We start from the raw sequence: 16,499 nt of genomic DNA on the forward strand, positions 1-16,499 counted from the left end.
ACCTCGGTTTCGCCTTTTTTGTCACTATTAACTATTAGAATGCGTAGTTAAAGTTCATACCGTACAGCCACGCTTTGCCTTCAGACTGGAAGGTATATGGGCCTTCTTTGATCTCAACGTGCTGACCGTGCATGTAGGAAACGCCAAGGTCTACAGAAGCATCGTCGTTAAATGCGTAGGTAGTACCAGCACTGAGCCAGAAGCGATCCTGGTCAGGAATGGAGATGGAGCGTTTGTCTGCCGGAACCGGGCTATCATCAAATGCGATACCGGTACGGAAGGTCCAGTTTTTATCCATAAAGTAGGTGGTACCTAAAGCGATACGGTACGCATCTTTGAAGCTTTCATCTTTATAGAACAGAGTCTGTCCGTTGGTGCCTGTGGCTTTCAGCTCCTGGAACTGGCTCCAACTGGTGTAAGCCACGCTGTAGTGGATAGCCCACTGCGGCGCTACTTTGTTATAACCAGACAACTCCCACATTTCAGGTAAGTTCAGTGTCAGAGAACCTGGAACCGTTTGGCCGCTGGTACCCCATGGGAAAGCTGTACCTGCGCCAGGGAAAGCATTCGCTTGGGCAGGAATATTACTTTTGTAATCACCATCGAAGTCAATTTTGACTTCGGAACGGTAGGTGAAGCCGTAGCGGTTATCTTTATCGATTTCATAAAGAATACCTGCGTTCCAGCCATAACCCCACTCGTCACCTTTCATGTGCGATATTTGGGTTCCTGGAGTGGCAAGGCCAGCACCCGCGGTTTGTTCACCTGCGTAACGCTCAATTTTTGCTTTAGCGTAAACAGCATCAAAGCCAAGACCAAAGCTCCAGTTGTCATTTAAACGATAAGCACCGCTAAGATTCAGGTTTAGGGTGGTTAGATCGGTTTTCCCACCATATTCACCAGCGATATAATTATTGTTAAATTCTGTAGCAAGACCGTAGTTTGAGGTAACTGAAGCCCCCCAACCAAACTGTTCATTGATTGGCGCAACAAAGTGCAGGTTCGGTACCCACGCAGTTGGCGCGATGTTATCGGCAGAGGTGCTACGTCCGGTATAGGGTGAGCTACCAGAAATATTAACGTCTGGATCTATAAACACTGCACCGCCGGAGAAGGAAGGGCGGTCAAACATCATGATAGTTGCAGGGTTACGGCTGGCGGAGCCCGCGTTATCCGCAACTGCACCTTCCCCTGAATAAGCTCGGCCTAGGCCTGAGGAAGAGAACTCGTTTAATTGAAAGCCGGCTGAGTAGGCCTGCGATGAGACAATTGCCACTGCAACCGCTAGGGCTGACTTTGTAAACAGGTTTTTCTGGCTCATGACCAAAACCTCATAATGGATTTATTTTTATACAAACAATGTTACATACCGTAACAGGAGCGCGAATAGTAGGGTCTGTTCTGTTACAGAGAAAGCAGACCAGTGGCGAGAGTATAGGTCTGACCAGATGGGATGTTGCAAGTTTGTATCTAAGAATTTTCAAATTTGATCGTCGAAACGAGATCTGACTGGCAAAATCGGGTTCTTCGTCACTTAGCAAAATGGGTGAATCTTGTTTTAGATCATTTTTAAGTGTGATTTGGGTCACTTACGGATTTTGACAAGATTAACGACTGGAGTCGCTTCAACAGGGAGCGTAAAATAGACAAGATTCGTTGAAAACATTTTGCCTTTTAAATACAGAGGAAATCATAAAATGAGTAAAAACACTGCTGATGAAACCCCGGTTTGCTGCTGTATTGATGTCGGCTCTATCATCGACAACACCGACTGCACAGCAACATACAGCCGCGTGTTCGCGACCCGCGCTGAAGCTGACGAAACTCTGGCTGCGCTGACTGAGAAAGCACGTGCCGCAGAATCTGAACCTTGCCAGATCGTTCCGCGTTATACCGAAGAAGCAGATGGCGTTCGTCTGGATATCGATTTCACTTTCAGCTGCCAGGCTGAAACCATGATCTTCCAGCTCGGCCTGCGTTAATATTTCCTGACGCTCTCGTCCCCGAGAGCGTCATTTTCCTCTCTTAAAGCGTGTTCCCCCTCCCAATTTTTTAGTCCCCCGGTTGGCTGATTGTAACTTTTTGGTTAAAACTGTGATCAGGTCAGACCACTATTGGTCATTTACAATTTTATTCCCAAGAATATGCAGTTACAGCAGCATCTCTGTAGATTCATACACAATGGGAAGAATAGGGGAGCGTTATGAGTCAGGCACTTCCGCTGGTAACCCGTCAGGGCGACCGTATTGCTATTGTCAGTGGGTTACGCACCCCGTTTGCCCGTCAGGCTACGGCATTTCACGGCATACCTGCTGTCGACCTCGGCAATATGGTGGTCAGCGAACTGTTGGCACGTAGCGAAATTCCCCCAAAAATTATCGAACAACTGGTTTTCGGCCAGGTCGTCCAGATGCCGGAAGCGCCAAACATTGCCCGCGAAATTGTCCTTGGTACAGGCATGAGTGTTCATACAGACGCTTATAGCGTGAGTCGTGCCTGTGCGACCAGTTTCCAGGCCGTAGCGAATGTGGCTGAAAGCCTAATGGCTGGCACGATCCGAGCAGGTATTGCTGGTGGTGCTGACTCCTCATCTGTACTGCCGATTGGCGTTAGTAAGAAGTTAGGCCGCACATTAGTGGATGTGAACAAGGCGCGTACTTTGGGCCAACGTCTGAAATTATTCGCGCGTTTGCGCCCACGTGATTTATTACCGGTACCTCCTGCGGTTGCTGAATATTCAACGGGTTTGCGTATGGGCGACACCGCCGAACAAATGGCAAAAACTCACGGGATTACGCGTGAGCAACAAGATGCTCTCGCGCATCGCTCTCATACCAAAGCGGCCAACGCCTGGAGAGAAGGGAAACTGGCTGATGAGGTGATGACAGCCTTTATCCCGCCATATCGCCAGCCTTTCAGCGAAGATAACAACGTTCGCCAAAACTCCTCAATTGCTGATTACGCAAAGCTACGTCCAGCCTTCGACCGCAAACACGGCACGGTCACCGCCGCCAATAGCACGCCATTAACCGATGGCGCGGCAGCGATTATTTTAATGACGGAATCGCGTGCCAAAGAGTTGGGTTTGAAGCCTTTGGGCTATTTACGCAGCTATGCGTTCACCGCCGTTGATGTCTGGAAAGATATGCTGCTGGGCCCGGCTTGGGCTACCCCACTGGCGCTTGAGCGAGCGGGCATCACTTTGAATGACCTGACGCTTTTCGATATGCATGAAGCCTTTGCCGCACAAACGCTAGCTAACCTGAAAATGCTTGCTAGTGAGCGTTTTGCACGTGATGTATTGGGCCGCGCCCATGCTACGGGGGAAGTGGACGATACCAAGTTTAACGTACTGGGTGGTTCGATTGCTTATGGGCATCCATTTGCCGCAACCGGTGCTCGAATGATCACGCAAACGCTGCATGAACTGCGCCGTCGTGGCGGAGGTTTTGGCCTGGTGACCGCATGCGCCGCAGGTGGCCTGGGTGCTGCAATGGTTCTGGAGGCCGAATAATGGAACAGACTTCTGCTTTCCACTTACATATCCGTCTCGACAATATCGCGATAGTGACTATCGATGTGCCGAACGAAAAGATGAACACTCTGAAAGCCTCTTTCGGGCCCGAAGTGCATAACATTATCAAACAGGTTCGCGATAACACTGCATTGCAGGGGCTGATATTTATCTCTGGCAAGCCGGATAACTTTATTGCCGGTGCTGACATAAACATGATTGCAAGCTGCCAGAGTGCGCATGAAGCACAGGCACTGGCACATCAGGGGCAGCAAATTATGGCTGAAATTGCTGCCTTGCCGATTCCTGTAGTTGCGGCGATTCATGGTGCGTGTCTCGGCGGTGGGCTGGAGTTGGCACTGGCCTGCCATTCCCGTATTTGTACTGATGACGAGAAAACAAAACTGGGGCTGCCGGAAGTACAGCTCGGCCTGCTGCCGGGCTCGGGTGGTACACAGCGTTTACCGCGTTTGATTGGCGTCAGCAATGCACTTGATATGATTCTGACCGGCAAACAATTACGTCCACGCCAGGCGCTGAAATTGGGGCTGGTGGATGAAGTTGTGCCACAGTCAATTCTGCTGACGGCAGCAGTTGAGCTGGTGGGCAAAGGCCGTCAGGCATCGCGCACATTGCCGGTTCGTGAGCGTATTTTAGCCGGTCCGCTTGGGCGTTCTGTATTGTTCAGCATGGTGAGTAAGAAAACTGAGCAAAAAACTCGCGGTAATTATCCTGCCACGCAGCGCATTATCGATGTGATAAAAGTTGGTCTTGGGCAGGGGAGTTTTAGCGGTTACGAGTCGGAAGCGAAAGCCTTTGGCGAGTTGGCTATGACTCCGCAATCGGTGGCTCTGCGCGGGTTATTCTTTGCCAGTACCGAGCTTAAAAAAGAACATGGAGCTGATGCACAACCACGAGCTATAAATGCAGTAGGTGTGCTCGGTGGCGGTTTGATGGGCGGTGGGATTGCGTTTGTCACCGCCACTAAAGGCAAGTTGCCGGTGCGCATCAAAGACATTAGCAACGATGGTATCAACCATGCATTGAAATACAGCTGGGATCTGCTGGATAAAAAGGTACGTCGTCGCCACATGAAAGCGGCAGAACGCCAGCGCGAAATGGCGCGTATTTCCGGTGGCACCGATTATCATGGTTTCCATAACCGTGACATTGTTGTGGAAGCTGTTTTTGAAGATCTCGCACTCAAGCAGAAGATGGTTGCGGATATTGAACACAATGCCGCACCGCATACCATTTTCGCCTCAAACACTTCTTCATTGCCGATTGCTGATATTGCGGCAAATGCCGCTCGTCCGGAGCAAGTGATTGGCCTGCATTACTTCAGCCCTGTAGATAAAATGCCGCTGGTCGAAGTGATCCCGCATGCCCGAACCAGTGCGGAAACCATTTCCACTACCGTTGCACTTGCCAAAAAACAGGGCAAAACGCCGATTGTTGTTGGCGACAGCGCCGGCTTCTACGTCAACCGTATTCTGGCACCTTACGTTAACGAAGCGATGCGTTGCCTCGTGGAAGGGGAGCCTGTCGATAAGATTGATAATGCGCTGGTGGCGTTTGGTTTTCCCGTCGGCCCAATCCAACTTTTGGATGAGGTGGGAATTGATGTGGGGACTAAAATTAGTCCTATACTTCAGCAAGCTTACGGAGATCGTTTTGCAGCGCCGTCAGAAATTGCAGCAATATTGAATGACGATCGCAAAGGTAGAAAAAACGGGCGTGGTTTCTATCTTTATCCGGGGAAAGGGAGTAGAAGCAAAAAGCAGGTCGACCCTGCAATCTATACCCTGCTCGGTGTTTCATCCAAAGGGCAACTGACAGAAAAAGAAATCACACAACGCTGCGTGATGATGATGCTTAATGAAGCGGCTCGATGCCTCGATGAAGGTGTTGTTCGCAATGCCCGCGATGGTGATATCGGTGGCGTGTTTGGTATTGGTTTTCCACCGTTCCTTGGTGGCCCGTTCCGCTATATGGATACCCTGGGGGCGGGTGAAGTCGTCGCACAACTGCAACGCCTGGCCAGTCAGTACGGGGAGCGTTTTACTCCTTGTGAAAGACTTTTACAAATGGTGGAAGAGCAACGAATTTTCTGGGGGAAAGTGAACCCCGGTGAAGGAAATGTAGTCAAAGAATCATGATTATATGGTTCGGTGAATGGATGCTGGTCGCTCACTTAATAAACAGTGATTGACTATACTTGCACCATTGAGGTAAAAAACAGCGTTTCATTCGATGTACGGATAAGGCACAATGCCCGGCTGCTGAATTTCTCCTCGTAGGTTTCAGGGGAATTCAAGCATTCCTGGTTAACAAAAGCGGTGCAATATGCAAGTTTTTATCATGCGTCACGGCGACGCAGCTCTCGATGCCGCCAGTGACTCGGTACGTCCACTCACCCAGTGTGGTTGTGATGAATCCCGAGTAATGGCGACCTGGTTGAAAGGTCAGGTTGTGGATATCGAACGTGTTCTGGTGAGCCCTTATCTGCGAGCCGAACAAACCCTGGATGTTGTGCGGGAAGCACTGACTCTTCCAGGTAAAGAAGACATTCTGCCGGAATTGACGCCGTGCGGCGATGTGGGCTTGGTGAGCTGCTATTTGCAAGCCCTGGCCAATGAAGGGGTTGAGTCGGCGCTGGTGATTTCTCACCTACCGCTAGTCGGTTATTTGGTGTCTGAGCTGTGCCCAGAGGAAACACCACCGATGTTCAGTACCTCGGCCATTGCTAATGTCACTCTTGAGCCTGAAACAGGGAAAGGGGTGTTCAACTGGCAGATGAGTCCGTGTAATTTGAAGGTAGCTAAAGCTATCTGATAGCCGTAAGCATGAAAAAAGAGCCGCTATATATAGCGGCTCTTTGTATTTCTGGGCCCCGGGATGCGGACTCAGGATTATGGCAACTCAGGCGGCAGCCATTCTTCGATTTCAATCAACACCAACAATGCGGCATCACCACCGTACTCTTTCGGTGCCTGATGAAATGCCATTATGTGTGGGTGTTGAGCCAGCCACAGTGGCGTTTGCTGCTTCAGCACATGCTTACCATGCCCATGCATCACGCAGGCACAAAACACGTGCTCACGCCGACAGGCCGCAATCAACGCGCCTAATTCCTGTTTTGCCTGCATCTGTGTCAGGCCATGCAAATCCAGGAACAACTCTGGCGAATAATCACCTCGGCGAATTTTTTTCAACTCGAAATGACTGACGTCTTCGCGCACGTAACGCGTGGGGCCTTCTGTTGCCAGGCGCGGCTGGAATTCATCAGAAAAATAGTGGCTGGCATCAGCCTGCTCTTGCAACAGTCGTTTCACCGGAACTTCCTGCACTTTCTTGCGTATTGGGCGATGAACAATCGTGTCCTGAGTCAATTTTTTTGTGCCGCTCATCAGATCACGGAAAAGGTTCTGATCGTCAGCGCTGAGCGGAGTTTTCTTCTTCATTGGTATCTCGTCTCGCATCTGCTATTGCGTCAGTTTACCTGGTTTGCCGTTCATCGCTAAATAAAACGTTATTTTCCCCACGCTGAGCGCGATTGAAATGCTGATTTGTCGCGGCCTTCATGGCAAACTAATCGATTATTGAATTAGCGCGAACGGCCTGCGGAGGGCAACGTGGATAAAATTTTCGTCGATGAGGCAGTTAATGAGCTGCACACCATTCAGGATATGCTGCGCTGGGCAGTCAGTCGTTTTAGCGCCGCCAATGTCTGGTATGGCCACGGCACGGATAATCCGTGGGACGAAGCCGTTCAGTTAGTGCTGCCAAGTCTCTATCTGCCGCTGGATATTCCTGAAGATATGCGCACCGCACGTCTGACACCAAGCGAGCGTCATCGCATCGTTGAGCGTGTAATTCGTCGCGTTAATGAGCGTATTCCGGTGGCCTATCTGACAAACAAAGCCTGGTTCTGCGGCCATGAGTTTTATGTTGATGAGCGTGTGCTGGTGCCGCGTTCCCCGATTGGTGAGCTGATCACCAACCGTTTCGCGGGTCTTTTCGACCAGGAACCACACCATATTCTTGATATGTGTACTGGCAGCGGCTGTATCGCTATCGCCTGTGCTTACGAATTCCAGAATGCGGAAGTGGATGCGGTCGATATTTCTCTTGATGCGCTGGCAGTTGCTGAGCAAAACATCGCTGAGCACGGCCTGGAAAGCCAGGTAACGCCAATGCGTTCCGACCTGTTCCGTGACCTGCCAAAAGTGCAGTACGACATTATCGTCACTAATCCACCATATGTGGATGCGGAAGATATGTCTGACCTGCCGGGTGAGTTCAAATTCGAGCCGGAATTAGGTCTGGCTGCGGGGACAGATGGGCTGAAACTGGCGCGTCGTATTCTGGCATGTGCACCGGACTACCTCGCAGATGGCGGTATCCTGATTTGTGAAGTCGGGAACAGCATGGTGCATTTGATGGATCAGTATCCTGATGTGCCGTTCACCTGGCTTGAGTTCGATAACGGCGGTGACGGCGTATTTATGCTGACTAAATCGCAGCTTATCGATGCGCGTGAACATTTCAGTATTTACAAAGACTAATCGTGTAGACGGGCCTTCTGGCCCGTCTTCTTTTGCTGACAACACAACAAAAATGACAACGGTAAGGAGCCGTGAAAAATGGCAGGAAACTCTATCGGACAAGTATTTCGCGTAACGACATTTGGTGAATCCCATGGTGTCGCGCTGGGTTGTATCGTTGATGGTGTGCCGCCAGGCATCCCGCTTACCGAAGCCGATTTACAACACGATCTCGACCGTCGCCGCCCGGGGACCTCACGCTACACCACGCAACGCCGCGAACCCGATCAGGTGAAGATCCTTTCCGGTGTATTTGAAGGCGTCACCACGGGCACCAGTATCGGCCTGTTGATTGAAAATACCGATCAGCGCTCGCAAGATTACAGCGCTATCAAAGACGTGTTCCGTCCGGGCCACGCAGATTACACCTACGAACAAAAATACGGCCTGCGCGATTATCGTGGCGGTGGCCGTTCTTCAGCACGTGAAACCGCGATGCGTGTGGCGGCTGGGGCGATTGCTAAAAAATATCTGGCGCATAAATACGGCATCATTATTCGTGGTTGCCTGACGCAAATGGGCGACGTGCCGTTGGAAATCAAAGACTGGGATCAGGTTGAACAGAACCCGTTCTTCTGCCCGGATCCGGACAAAATCGAAACGCTCGACGAACTGATGCGCGCGTTGAAAAAAGAAGGCGACTCCATTGGTGCGAAAGTTACCGTGGTCGCGGATAACGTGCCGCCAGGTCTTGGCGAACCTGTATTTGACCGCTTAGATGCTGATATCGCCCATGCACTGATGAGCATTAATGCCGTGAAAGGCGTGGAAATTGGCGAAGGTTTTGGCGTGGTTAATCTACGTGGTAGCCAGAATCGCGACGAAATTACCAAAGAAGGTTTCCAGAGCAACCACGCTGGCGGCATTCTGGGTGGTATCAGCAGCGGCCAACAAATTGTGGCCAATATGGCGCTGAAACCGACTTCCAGCATTATGGTCCCAGGCCGCACTATTAACCGCGAAGGCGAAGAAGTTGAGATGGTCACGCGTGGCCGCCATGACCCTTGCGTGGGTATTCGTGCGGTTCCGATTGCCGAAGCCATGGTAGCGATTGTACTGATGGATCATATGCTGCGTCAGCGTGCTCAAAACGGTGACGTGACTTTCCCTTTGCCGCGTTGGTAATGCGATGAAAAAAACACTCGTGGGGCTACTGGCATTGCTTGCCAGTACCGCTACTTTTGCCGCGACGCCGTGGCAGAAAATTAGTCATCCGATTGCGGGAAGCCCGCAATCTATTGGTGCATTCTCTAACGGCTGCATTGTGGGTGCCCACGAGTTGCCGCTCAACGATCCTCGCTATCAGGTGATGAGACAGGACCAACGTCGCTATTTCGGTCATCCCGATTTAGTGATGTTTATTCAACGTCTCAGTAACCAGTCGACGCAACTTGGCCTTGGCACGTTATTGATTGGTGATATGGGAATGGCTGCTGGTGGGCGTTTTAGCTCTGGCCATGCCAGCCACCAAAGCGGTCTGGATGTTGATATTTTTTTGCAACTCCCGAAAGCACGTTGGACGTCCGCTCAGCTTCTCAAACCGCAGGCGCTGGATTTAGTCGCCAGCGATAATCAGCATGTGGTGCCGCGTTTGTGGCAGCCAGAAATCAGTAGCCTGATTAAGCTTGCGGCGAAAGATAACGACGTGACACGCATTTTCGTCAATCCGGCCATCAAGCAACAATTGTGTCTTGATGCGGGTGCCGATCGCGACTGGCTGCGTAAAGTGCGCCCGTGGTTTGCTCACCGTGCGCATATGCATGTTCGCCTGCGTTGCCCGGCAGATAGCCTCGAGTGTGAAGATCAGCCATTACCGCCGCCAGGTGATGGTTGTGGTGCTGAGCTGCAAAGCTGGTTTGCGCCGCCACCTCCAGGCAGCAGTGTGCCGAAAAAGAAAACTCCGCCCCCTTTACCCGCCTCTTGTCAGGCTTTGCTGGATGAGCACGTTCTCTAACGGATAAGTTCATGGAATGGTTTATGGTTTCCCCTCTGATGCTGGTGGTGCTGTTTTTTGTCGCCGTGCTTGCAGGGTTTATTGATTCACTGGCGGGCGGTGGTGGTTTGATCACCGTCCCCGTGTTGTTAGCCACGGGAATGTCACCCGCACATGCTTTGGCGACCAACAAACTCCAGGCCTGTGGGGGTTCGGTTTCTTCCTCGCTCTATTTTATTCGCCGCAAAGTGGTCGATCTTAAAGAGCAGAAACTGAATATTCTGATGACGTTTATCGGCTCCACCACTGGTGCGTTGCTGGTTCAGTATGTGAAATCTGACGTGCTACGCCAAATCCTTCCGCTACTGGTCATTTGCATCGGTTTGTACTTTTTACTGATGCCAAAACTGGGTGAAGAAGACCGTCAGCGCCGTTTATACGGCCTGCCATTTGCGCTGGTTGCAGGTGGTTGCGTCGGTTTCTACGATGGTTTCTTTGGCCCTGGTGCGGGCTCTTTTTATGCGTTGGCGTTCGTCACGCTGTGCGGCTTTAACCTCGCAAAATCTACGGCTCACGCCAAAGTATTAAACGCTACATCAAACCTCGGCGGCCTGCTGCTGTTTATCATCGGTGGGAAAGTGATTTGGGGAACCGGCTTTGTAATGATGGCCGGGCAGTTCTTAGGGGCGCGAATGGGATCACGCCTCGTGTTGAGTAAAGGGCAAAAACTGATCCGTCCGATGATAGTTATTGTGTCGGCTGTGATGAGCGCCAAACTCTTATTTGATAGCCACGGAACGGAGATCCTCCATTGGTTGGGGGTAGCTTAAGATGACGACAGCAAATATGACAATAACGACAGAACACCATTATCAGGAACTTATCGACATTTTCGATAACTGCTTTAAAGACGAATTTAATACACGTCTGATTAAAGGCGACGACGAACCGATCTATCTTCCAGCAGATGAAGAAATTCCTTATCACCGCGTGGTGTTTGCTCACGGCTATTACGCCAGCGGAATGCATGAGATTTCTCACTGGCTCATTGCGGGTGCTGCGCGCCGTGAACTGGTGGATTTCGGTTATTGGTATTGCCCGGATGGGCGTGATGCCGAAACACAAAGCAAATTTGAGGATGTGGAAGTGAAGCCGCAGGCGCAGGAATGGTTACTGTGCGTGGCCGCGAATTTCCCGTTCAATGTGAGCTGCGACAACCTGAGCGGCGATGTTGACCCGGACAGAATCGCGTTCCAGCGCCGTGTGCATGCGCAGGTGATGATCTACCTGCAAGAAGGCATCCCGGCTCGTACGGCAAAACTGATTGAAGCGCTGCGGGAATACTATAAAACCCCGCCGCTGGCCGCAGAGCATTTTCCGTGGCCGGAAGACCTTTAGACATCCCCTAAATAATTCGAGTTGCAGTCAACGCGTCTGCGACTTGAAGTATGACGGGGATAAAAACCTGCAAAATGATGAGGAAGTACGATGATCGCTGAATTTGAGACACGCATTCTGGCGCTAATTGATGAAATGGTTGAAACGGCCAGTGATGACGAGCTGTTTGCCAGCGGTTATCTGCGTGGCCATCTGACTCTGGCGGTAGCTGATCTGGAGCATGGTGAAGACCACAGCCCTGAAGCGCTTAATACTGCGGTATCAGGTAGCCTGGAAAAAGCGATTCATGCAGGTGAGCTTTCGCCGCGCGACCAGTCTTTAGTGCTGGGGATGTGGGATAATTTGTACCAGAAAGCAAAGTTTTAAGTCTTTTGCCCTCTCCTTTGGGAGAGGGCTCAATCTCAAATCTATTTAACTTCTCTTCCTTTCAGTAACTTGCGCACCCAAAATCGATTTGGATTGAGCGCCGCAAGCGTTTCAGCATCCATCGGAACCGGTTCATCGCTCATTTGAGCCGCCAGAATTTCTGCCGCCAGTGGCGCACTACATAATCCCCTTGAACCCAGAGCCGCCAACATAAAAAGATTTTCATAAACCGGAGCGGCTTCGGCGTTGTCATGGTTTTCAACAAGTGTTGCGTAGGTTTCAAGCGTGTCATCATAGCGAGGGACACTTCCTACAAGCGGCATATGGTCGCGCGTCGCACAGCGCACGCCACAGCGTGCTTCAGTGGCGCTAACATCCACTTCGCACGGCCACTCCACATCCGGCAAACAGTTCAGCAAACGCTGGCGATTATGCTGCTGATCTTCTTCGTTGTACTGCATCTCTTCTACGCCACGGTGGTAGCTGGCACCGATACAATGCTGCTGATTGTTCGGATTTTGCGGCGTTAAATAGCCGTCGTAGCACAACACCTGGCGCAATTCTGAAAGTGCCGGGGTCGTTGGGATGTGGCTGACCTGGCCGCCTACCGCTGAGAACGGCAGTTTTTCAGTTTGCGCGAATTTACTGACCCTGAAGCCGTTTGCCAGCACTACAGCCGCATGTTGTTTTGCGTCCTGTTCGGCAAATGTTAATTCCCAACCCTCAGGCGTTTGAGTCAAATCTTCTACTTGATGCTGGTAATACGTTTTTAGCCCCAGGGTTTCTGCCAGCGCCAGCGCGCCTGCGGTGAGTTGTGCCGGACATAGCCAACCACCGAGAGGGTAGGTTGCTCCACCATGGCCGGTTTCTAAGCCGCAAAGTTTTGTCGCCGTTTCTGCGTCGACGGCATGAACGAGGGCATCGGGAAATTCGAGGCTCAGCATCTGGTCGATTTTATGCTGACTCTTTTCGTCCCAGCCAAGTTGCGTTACGCCACACCAGGCATGATCAAAATCGACGGGCAATGAGTCATACACGCGGCGGGCAAAGGTAAATGCGGCACTGAAAAAGTTTGTCAGTGTTGCGCTGTGGGTATTGAGCAATGGGTAAAGTGCACCCTGGCGGTTGCCGGAGGCACCAAGCGCCGGAGCGGTATCTTCGCAGTAGAGCGTGACCTGCCAGCCGCGACGCAGCAAAGCGAGTGACAGCAGGGCGCTGGCAACGCCACCGCCAATAATGGCAACCTCTTTTGCTTGTGACGAAGGGCGTGCGTACCACGGCGTGCGTGCTGGCGTTTCGATCGCACGTTCCATTACCCCAACCAGCATTTCGCGTTTGCGGCCAAAACCCTTGGTTTTGGTCATCGCGAAACCGGCATCAATTAAGCCACGGCGTACAAACCCGGCGCAGGTAAATGTCGCCAGCGTGCTGCCCGTGCGCGCAAATTTCGCCATCGCGTTGAACAACTGTGGTGTCCACATATCCGGATTTTTTGAAGGGGCGAAACCATCAAGGAACCAGGCATCTACCTGATTATTTAAAGTGTCATCTAATTGCGGTATCAGTTCGTTGATATCACCGAACCAAAGGTCGAGAGTAATGCGGCCTTCCGCCAGCAAAATGCGGTGACAACCTGCGATTGGCAGCGGCCATTGTTGTTGTAATTGCTGCGCGAAATCGGCAAGTTCAGGCCAATGGGCATGAGCGGCATGTAAATCTTTTACGGTCAGAGGGAATTTTTCAAAACTAATAAAGTGCAGGCGTTTGAGAGTGGCTTGAGGCTGATTTTTGCAAAAATCTTCAAAAGCTTGCCATAAAGTCAAAAAGTTAAGACCGGTGCCGAAACCACTTTCACCGACTACAAACAGCGAACGTTCATGGGTAGCGAAACGCTCATTTAGACGGTTTCCTCCCAGAAATACATAACGAGTTTCCTCCAGTCCATTATCATTAGAGAAGTACACGTCGTCGAACTCTCGGGATACAGGTGTACCCTCTTCATTAAAGTCCAGGTTTGCAGATTGTATTGGGGAGTGTTTCACGTAAGTTACTCGTCTGGCAGGCAGTGTAACGATCATAACGATGTGTGCGAAGCGGCGCAAATTTCAGACTGATTTGGCTGATCGGACTTGTTCGGCGTACAAGTGTACGCTATTGTGCCTGTCGAAATCCTAATAGTGCAGTAGAAGAGGTATTGAATGAAACGTGCAGTGATTACTGGTCTGGGCATTGTTTCCAGCATCGGTAACAACCAGCAGGAAGTCCTGGCATCTCTGCGTGAAGGTCGCCCGGGGATCACTTTCTCTCAAGAATTCAAAGATTCTGGAATGCGCAGCCACGTGTGGGGTAACGTTAAACTGGACACCACCGGCCTGATTGACCGTAAAGTCGTCCGTTTCATGAACGATGCCTCTGTCTATGCTTACCTTTCAATGCAGCAAGCTATTGAAGATGCTGGTTTGAAAGAAGAAGTTTATCAAAGCAACCCTCGTGTGGGCCTGATTGCAGGTTCCGGTGGTTCTTCTAAATCTCAGGTGTTCGGTGCAGACGCAATGCGTAGCCCGCGCGGCCTGAAAGCGGTTGGTCCTTATGTTGTGACCAAAGCGATGGGTTCTGCGGTTTCCGCATGTCTCGCTACTCCGTTCAAAATTCACGGTGTGAACTACTCAATCAGCTCCGCATGTGCGACTTCTGCGCACTGTATCGGTAATGCTGTTGAGCAAATTCAACTGGGCAAACAGGACATCGTATTTGCTGGCGGCGGCGAAGAGCTGTGCTGGGAAATGGCCTGTGAGTTCGATGCAATGGGCGCACTGTCTACCAAATATAACGAAACGCCAGACAAAGCGTCCCGTACCTATGATGCGAGCCGTGACGGTTTCGTTATCGCAGGCGGCGGCGGTATGGTTGTGGTTGAAGAACTGGAGCACGCTCTGGCTCGTGGCGCACACATCTACGCTGAAATCGTTGGCTACGGCGCAACGTCTGATGGCGCAGATATGGTTGCTCCATCTGGTGAAGGTGCAGTGCGTTGCATGAAGATGGCAATGCACGGTGTTGATACCCCGATTGACTACCTGAACACCCACGGGACTTCTACGCCGGTTGGCGATGTGAAAGAACTGGGCGCAATCAAAGAAGTCTTCGGTAACAACTCACCAGCAATGTCTGCGACCAAAGCAATGACCGGTCACTCTCTTGGTGCCGCAGGCGTTCAGGAAGCTATCTACTCTCTGCTGATGCTGGAGCACGGTTTCATCGCGCCAAGCATTAACATTGAACAGCTGGATGAGCAGGCTGCTGGCCTGAACATCGTGACTGAAACTACCGAGCGTCAACTGAACACTGTAATGTCTAACAGCTTCGGTTTCGGTGGTACGAATGCCACGCTGGTTATGCGTAAAGTTAACGCTTAATCCCAGGTGATGTTAATAAGCGGGGTGCCTTGTGCACCCCGTTTTTTTTTGCATAATGGCTGCTGCCAAGGAGCCGTGAAATGTCCTCAATAAAAAATTCTCAGCTAAACAACAAATCCGAAAATAAGTCCTTATTCAGCATTACCTTTGCGGTGTTTCTCACCTATATGACGGTTGGCTTGCCGTTGCCTGTTATCCCACTTTTTGTTCACCATGAGCTTGGGTTTGGCAACACCATGGTGGGGATTGCCGTAGGCATTCAGTTCCTGGCAACAGTTTTAACCCGCGGTTATGCCGGGCGCCTGGCCGATCAGCAAGGAGCGAAACGTTCTACGTTACAGGGCATGTGCGCCTGCGCTTTTGCTGGCGTCGCTTATCTGCTGGCGGCGCTATTGCCCGTTGATCCGATGGCGAAATTCGGCCTGTTAGTTGTTGGCCGTTTGATTCTTGGTTTTGGTGAAAGCCAATTGTTGACCGGAAATCTCACATGGGGTTTAGGCCTGGTTGGCCCGGCGCGCTCCGGCAAAGTCATGTCCTGGACCGGAATGGCGATTTATGGCGCTTTAGCAGCGGGTGCACCGATTGGCTTGCTGTTAAACAGCCATTGGGGATTCGTGGCACTTGGCGTGTCAACAATCGCATTGCCGTTAGTTGCGTGGACGTTTAATTGCCGTGTTCGTGCCGTACCTGCGCATAAAGGCGAGCGCCCTTCTTTGTTTGCGGTGATTGGTCTTATCTGGAAACCTGGGTTAGGACTTGCGTTACAGGGCGTAGGTTTTGCCGTGATCGGCACTTTTGTCTCACTTTACTTTGCATCGAACGGCTGGGCTTGGGCAGGCTTTACGCTGACCGCTTTTGGTGGCGCTTTTGTGCTGATGCGTGTGCTGTTTGGCTGGATGCCAGACAGATTTGGTGGTGTGAGAGTGGCACTGGTCTCGTTGGCGATTGAAACCGCCGGGTTGGTTTTACTCTGGCAGGCACCCGGAGCGGGCGTTGCGCTAATCGGTGCTGCGTTGACGGGTTGTGGCTGCTCGTTAATCTTCCCGGCACTGGGTGTTGAAGTGGTGAAACGTGTACCGGCTCAGGTACGCGGTACGGCGCTTGGTGGCTATGCGGCGTTTCAGGATATCTCGTACGGTGTCGCAGGGCCGCTGACCGGATTGTTGGCAACCTCGATGGGTTATCCGTCAGTGTTTTTAGCTGGAGCAATTTCTGCGGTAGTCGGGATTGTGGTTACACTCATCGCCTTTCGCAAGTAACATTAG

General features: G+C 51.4%; 15 protein-coding genes. 12 read left to right on the forward strand and 3 right to left on the reverse strand.

Features of this window, described 5'->3' with window-relative positions:
• Positions 1 to 34: 34 nt before the first annotated feature.
• Positions 35 to 1,321: a long-chain fatty acid transporter FadL gene (gene fadL / locus GC128_RS16855; protein WP_151995280.1), complete on the reverse strand. Its 1,287-nt coding sequence runs from the start codon at positions 1,319 to 1,321 to the stop codon at positions 35 to 37.
• A 376-nt stretch (positions 1,322 to 1,697) separates the two neighbouring features.
• Between fadL and GC128_RS16860 the strand changes: the two genes are divergently transcribed.
• The 4 genes from GC128_RS16860 to sixA all read left to right on the forward strand — a co-directional run bounded on the left by GC128_RS16860 (position 1,698) and on the right by sixA (position 6,349).
• Entirely contained in the window at positions 1,698 to 1,982 is a 285-nt protein-coding gene (locus tag GC128_RS16860) for a YfcZ/YiiS family protein (RefSeq protein ID WP_064512780.1), read from the forward strand.
• Positions 1,983 to 2,203: 221 nt separating this feature from the next.
• On the forward strand, positions 2,204 to 3,514 hold the full coding sequence (gene fadI / locus GC128_RS16865; protein ID WP_151995281.1) for an acetyl-CoA C-acyltransferase FadI: 1,311 nt from the start codon (positions 2,204 to 2,206) through the stop codon (positions 3,512 to 3,514).
• A complete protein-coding gene (gene fadJ / locus GC128_RS16870) occupies positions 3,514 to 5,673 on the forward strand; it encodes a fatty acid oxidation complex subunit alpha FadJ (RefSeq protein WP_151995282.1) in 2,160 nt (719 codons plus the stop codon). Before fadI ends, fadJ begins: the two co-directional genes overlap by 1 nt.
• Positions 5,674 to 5,860: 187 nt before the next feature.
• A complete protein-coding gene (gene sixA / locus GC128_RS16875) occupies positions 5,861 to 6,349 on the forward strand; it encodes a phosphohistidine phosphatase SixA (protein ID WP_151995283.1) in 489 nt (162 codons plus the stop codon).
• Positions 6,350 to 6,426: 77 nt separating this feature from the next.
• Here sixA and smrB read toward each other — a convergent pair whose 3' ends face one another.
• A complete protein-coding gene (gene smrB / locus GC128_RS16880; RefSeq protein WP_151995284.1) occupies positions 6,427 to 6,978 on the reverse strand; it encodes an endonuclease SmrB in 552 nt (183 codons plus the stop codon).
• Between the two features lie 171 nt (positions 6,979 to 7,149).
• On the opposite strand from smrB, the gene prmB reads away from it, so the two are divergent.
• The 6 genes from prmB to GC128_RS16910 all read left to right on the forward strand — a co-directional run bounded on the left by prmB (position 7,150) and on the right by GC128_RS16910 (position 11,818).
• Positions 7,150 to 8,082, forward strand: coding sequence for a 50S ribosomal protein L3 N(5)-glutamine methyltransferase (gene prmB, locus GC128_RS16885; RefSeq protein WP_151995285.1), 933 nt, complete (start codon positions 7,150 to 7,152; stop codon positions 8,080 to 8,082).
• Between the two features lie 78 nt (positions 8,083 to 8,160).
• Positions 8,161 to 9,246: a chorismate synthase gene (aroC, locus tag GC128_RS16890; protein WP_064512767.1), complete on the forward strand. Its 1,086-nt coding sequence runs from the start codon at positions 8,161 to 8,163 to the stop codon at positions 9,244 to 9,246.
• Between the two features lie 4 nt (positions 9,247 to 9,250).
• A complete protein-coding gene (gene mepA / locus GC128_RS16895) occupies positions 9,251 to 10,075 on the forward strand; it encodes a penicillin-insensitive murein endopeptidase (protein WP_151995286.1) in 825 nt (274 codons plus the stop codon).
• Between the two features lie 11 nt (positions 10,076 to 10,086).
• Positions 10,087 to 10,884 (forward strand): sulfite exporter TauE/SafE family protein, encoded by a 798-nt coding sequence (locus GC128_RS16900; RefSeq protein ID WP_151995287.1) that lies wholly within the window; start codon positions 10,087 to 10,089, stop codon positions 10,882 to 10,884.
• A 22-nt stretch (positions 10,885 to 10,906) separates the two neighbouring features.
• On the forward strand, positions 10,907 to 11,452 hold the full coding sequence (locus tag GC128_RS16905; RefSeq protein WP_151995338.1) for an elongation factor P hydroxylase: 546 nt from the start codon (positions 10,907 to 10,909) through the stop codon (positions 11,450 to 11,452).
• A 90-nt stretch (positions 11,453 to 11,542) separates the two neighbouring features.
• Positions 11,543 to 11,818 (forward strand): YfcL family protein, encoded by a 276-nt coding sequence (locus tag GC128_RS16910; RefSeq protein ID WP_151995288.1) that lies wholly within the window; start codon positions 11,543 to 11,545, stop codon positions 11,816 to 11,818.
• A gap of 41 nt (positions 11,819 to 11,859) precedes the next feature.
• Here GC128_RS16910 and mnmC read toward each other — a convergent pair whose 3' ends face one another.
• Positions 11,860 to 13,860 carry a bifunctional tRNA (5-methylaminomethyl-2-thiouridine)(34)-methyltransferase MnmD/FAD-dependent 5-carboxymethylaminomethyl-2-thiouridine(34) oxidoreductase MnmC gene (gene mnmC / locus GC128_RS16915; RefSeq protein ID WP_193216274.1) on the reverse strand — a complete coding sequence of 667 codons (2,001 nt, stop codon included), beginning with the start codon at positions 13,858 to 13,860 and terminating at the stop codon, positions 11,860 to 11,862.
• Positions 13,861 to 14,016: 156 nt separating this feature from the next.
• Between mnmC and fabB the strand changes: the two genes are divergently transcribed.
• On the forward strand, positions 14,017 to 15,234 hold the full coding sequence (fabB, locus tag GC128_RS16920) for a beta-ketoacyl-ACP synthase I (protein ID WP_151995290.1): 1,218 nt from the start codon (positions 14,017 to 14,019) through the stop codon (positions 15,232 to 15,234).
• An 80-nt stretch (positions 15,235 to 15,314) separates the two neighbouring features.
• The gene (locus GC128_RS16925) at positions 15,315 to 16,493 is read left to right on the forward strand and encodes an MFS transporter (RefSeq protein WP_151995291.1); all 1,179 of its coding nucleotides are present in this window, start codon (positions 15,315 to 15,317) and stop codon (positions 16,491 to 16,493) included.
• The last annotated feature ends 6 nt before the right edge of the window (positions 16,494 to 16,499 follow it).

The organism is Buttiauxella massiliensis (assembly GCF_902500225.1).
Taxonomy (GTDB): Bacteria; Pseudomonadota; Gammaproteobacteria; order Enterobacterales; family Enterobacteriaceae; genus Buttiauxella; species Buttiauxella massiliensis.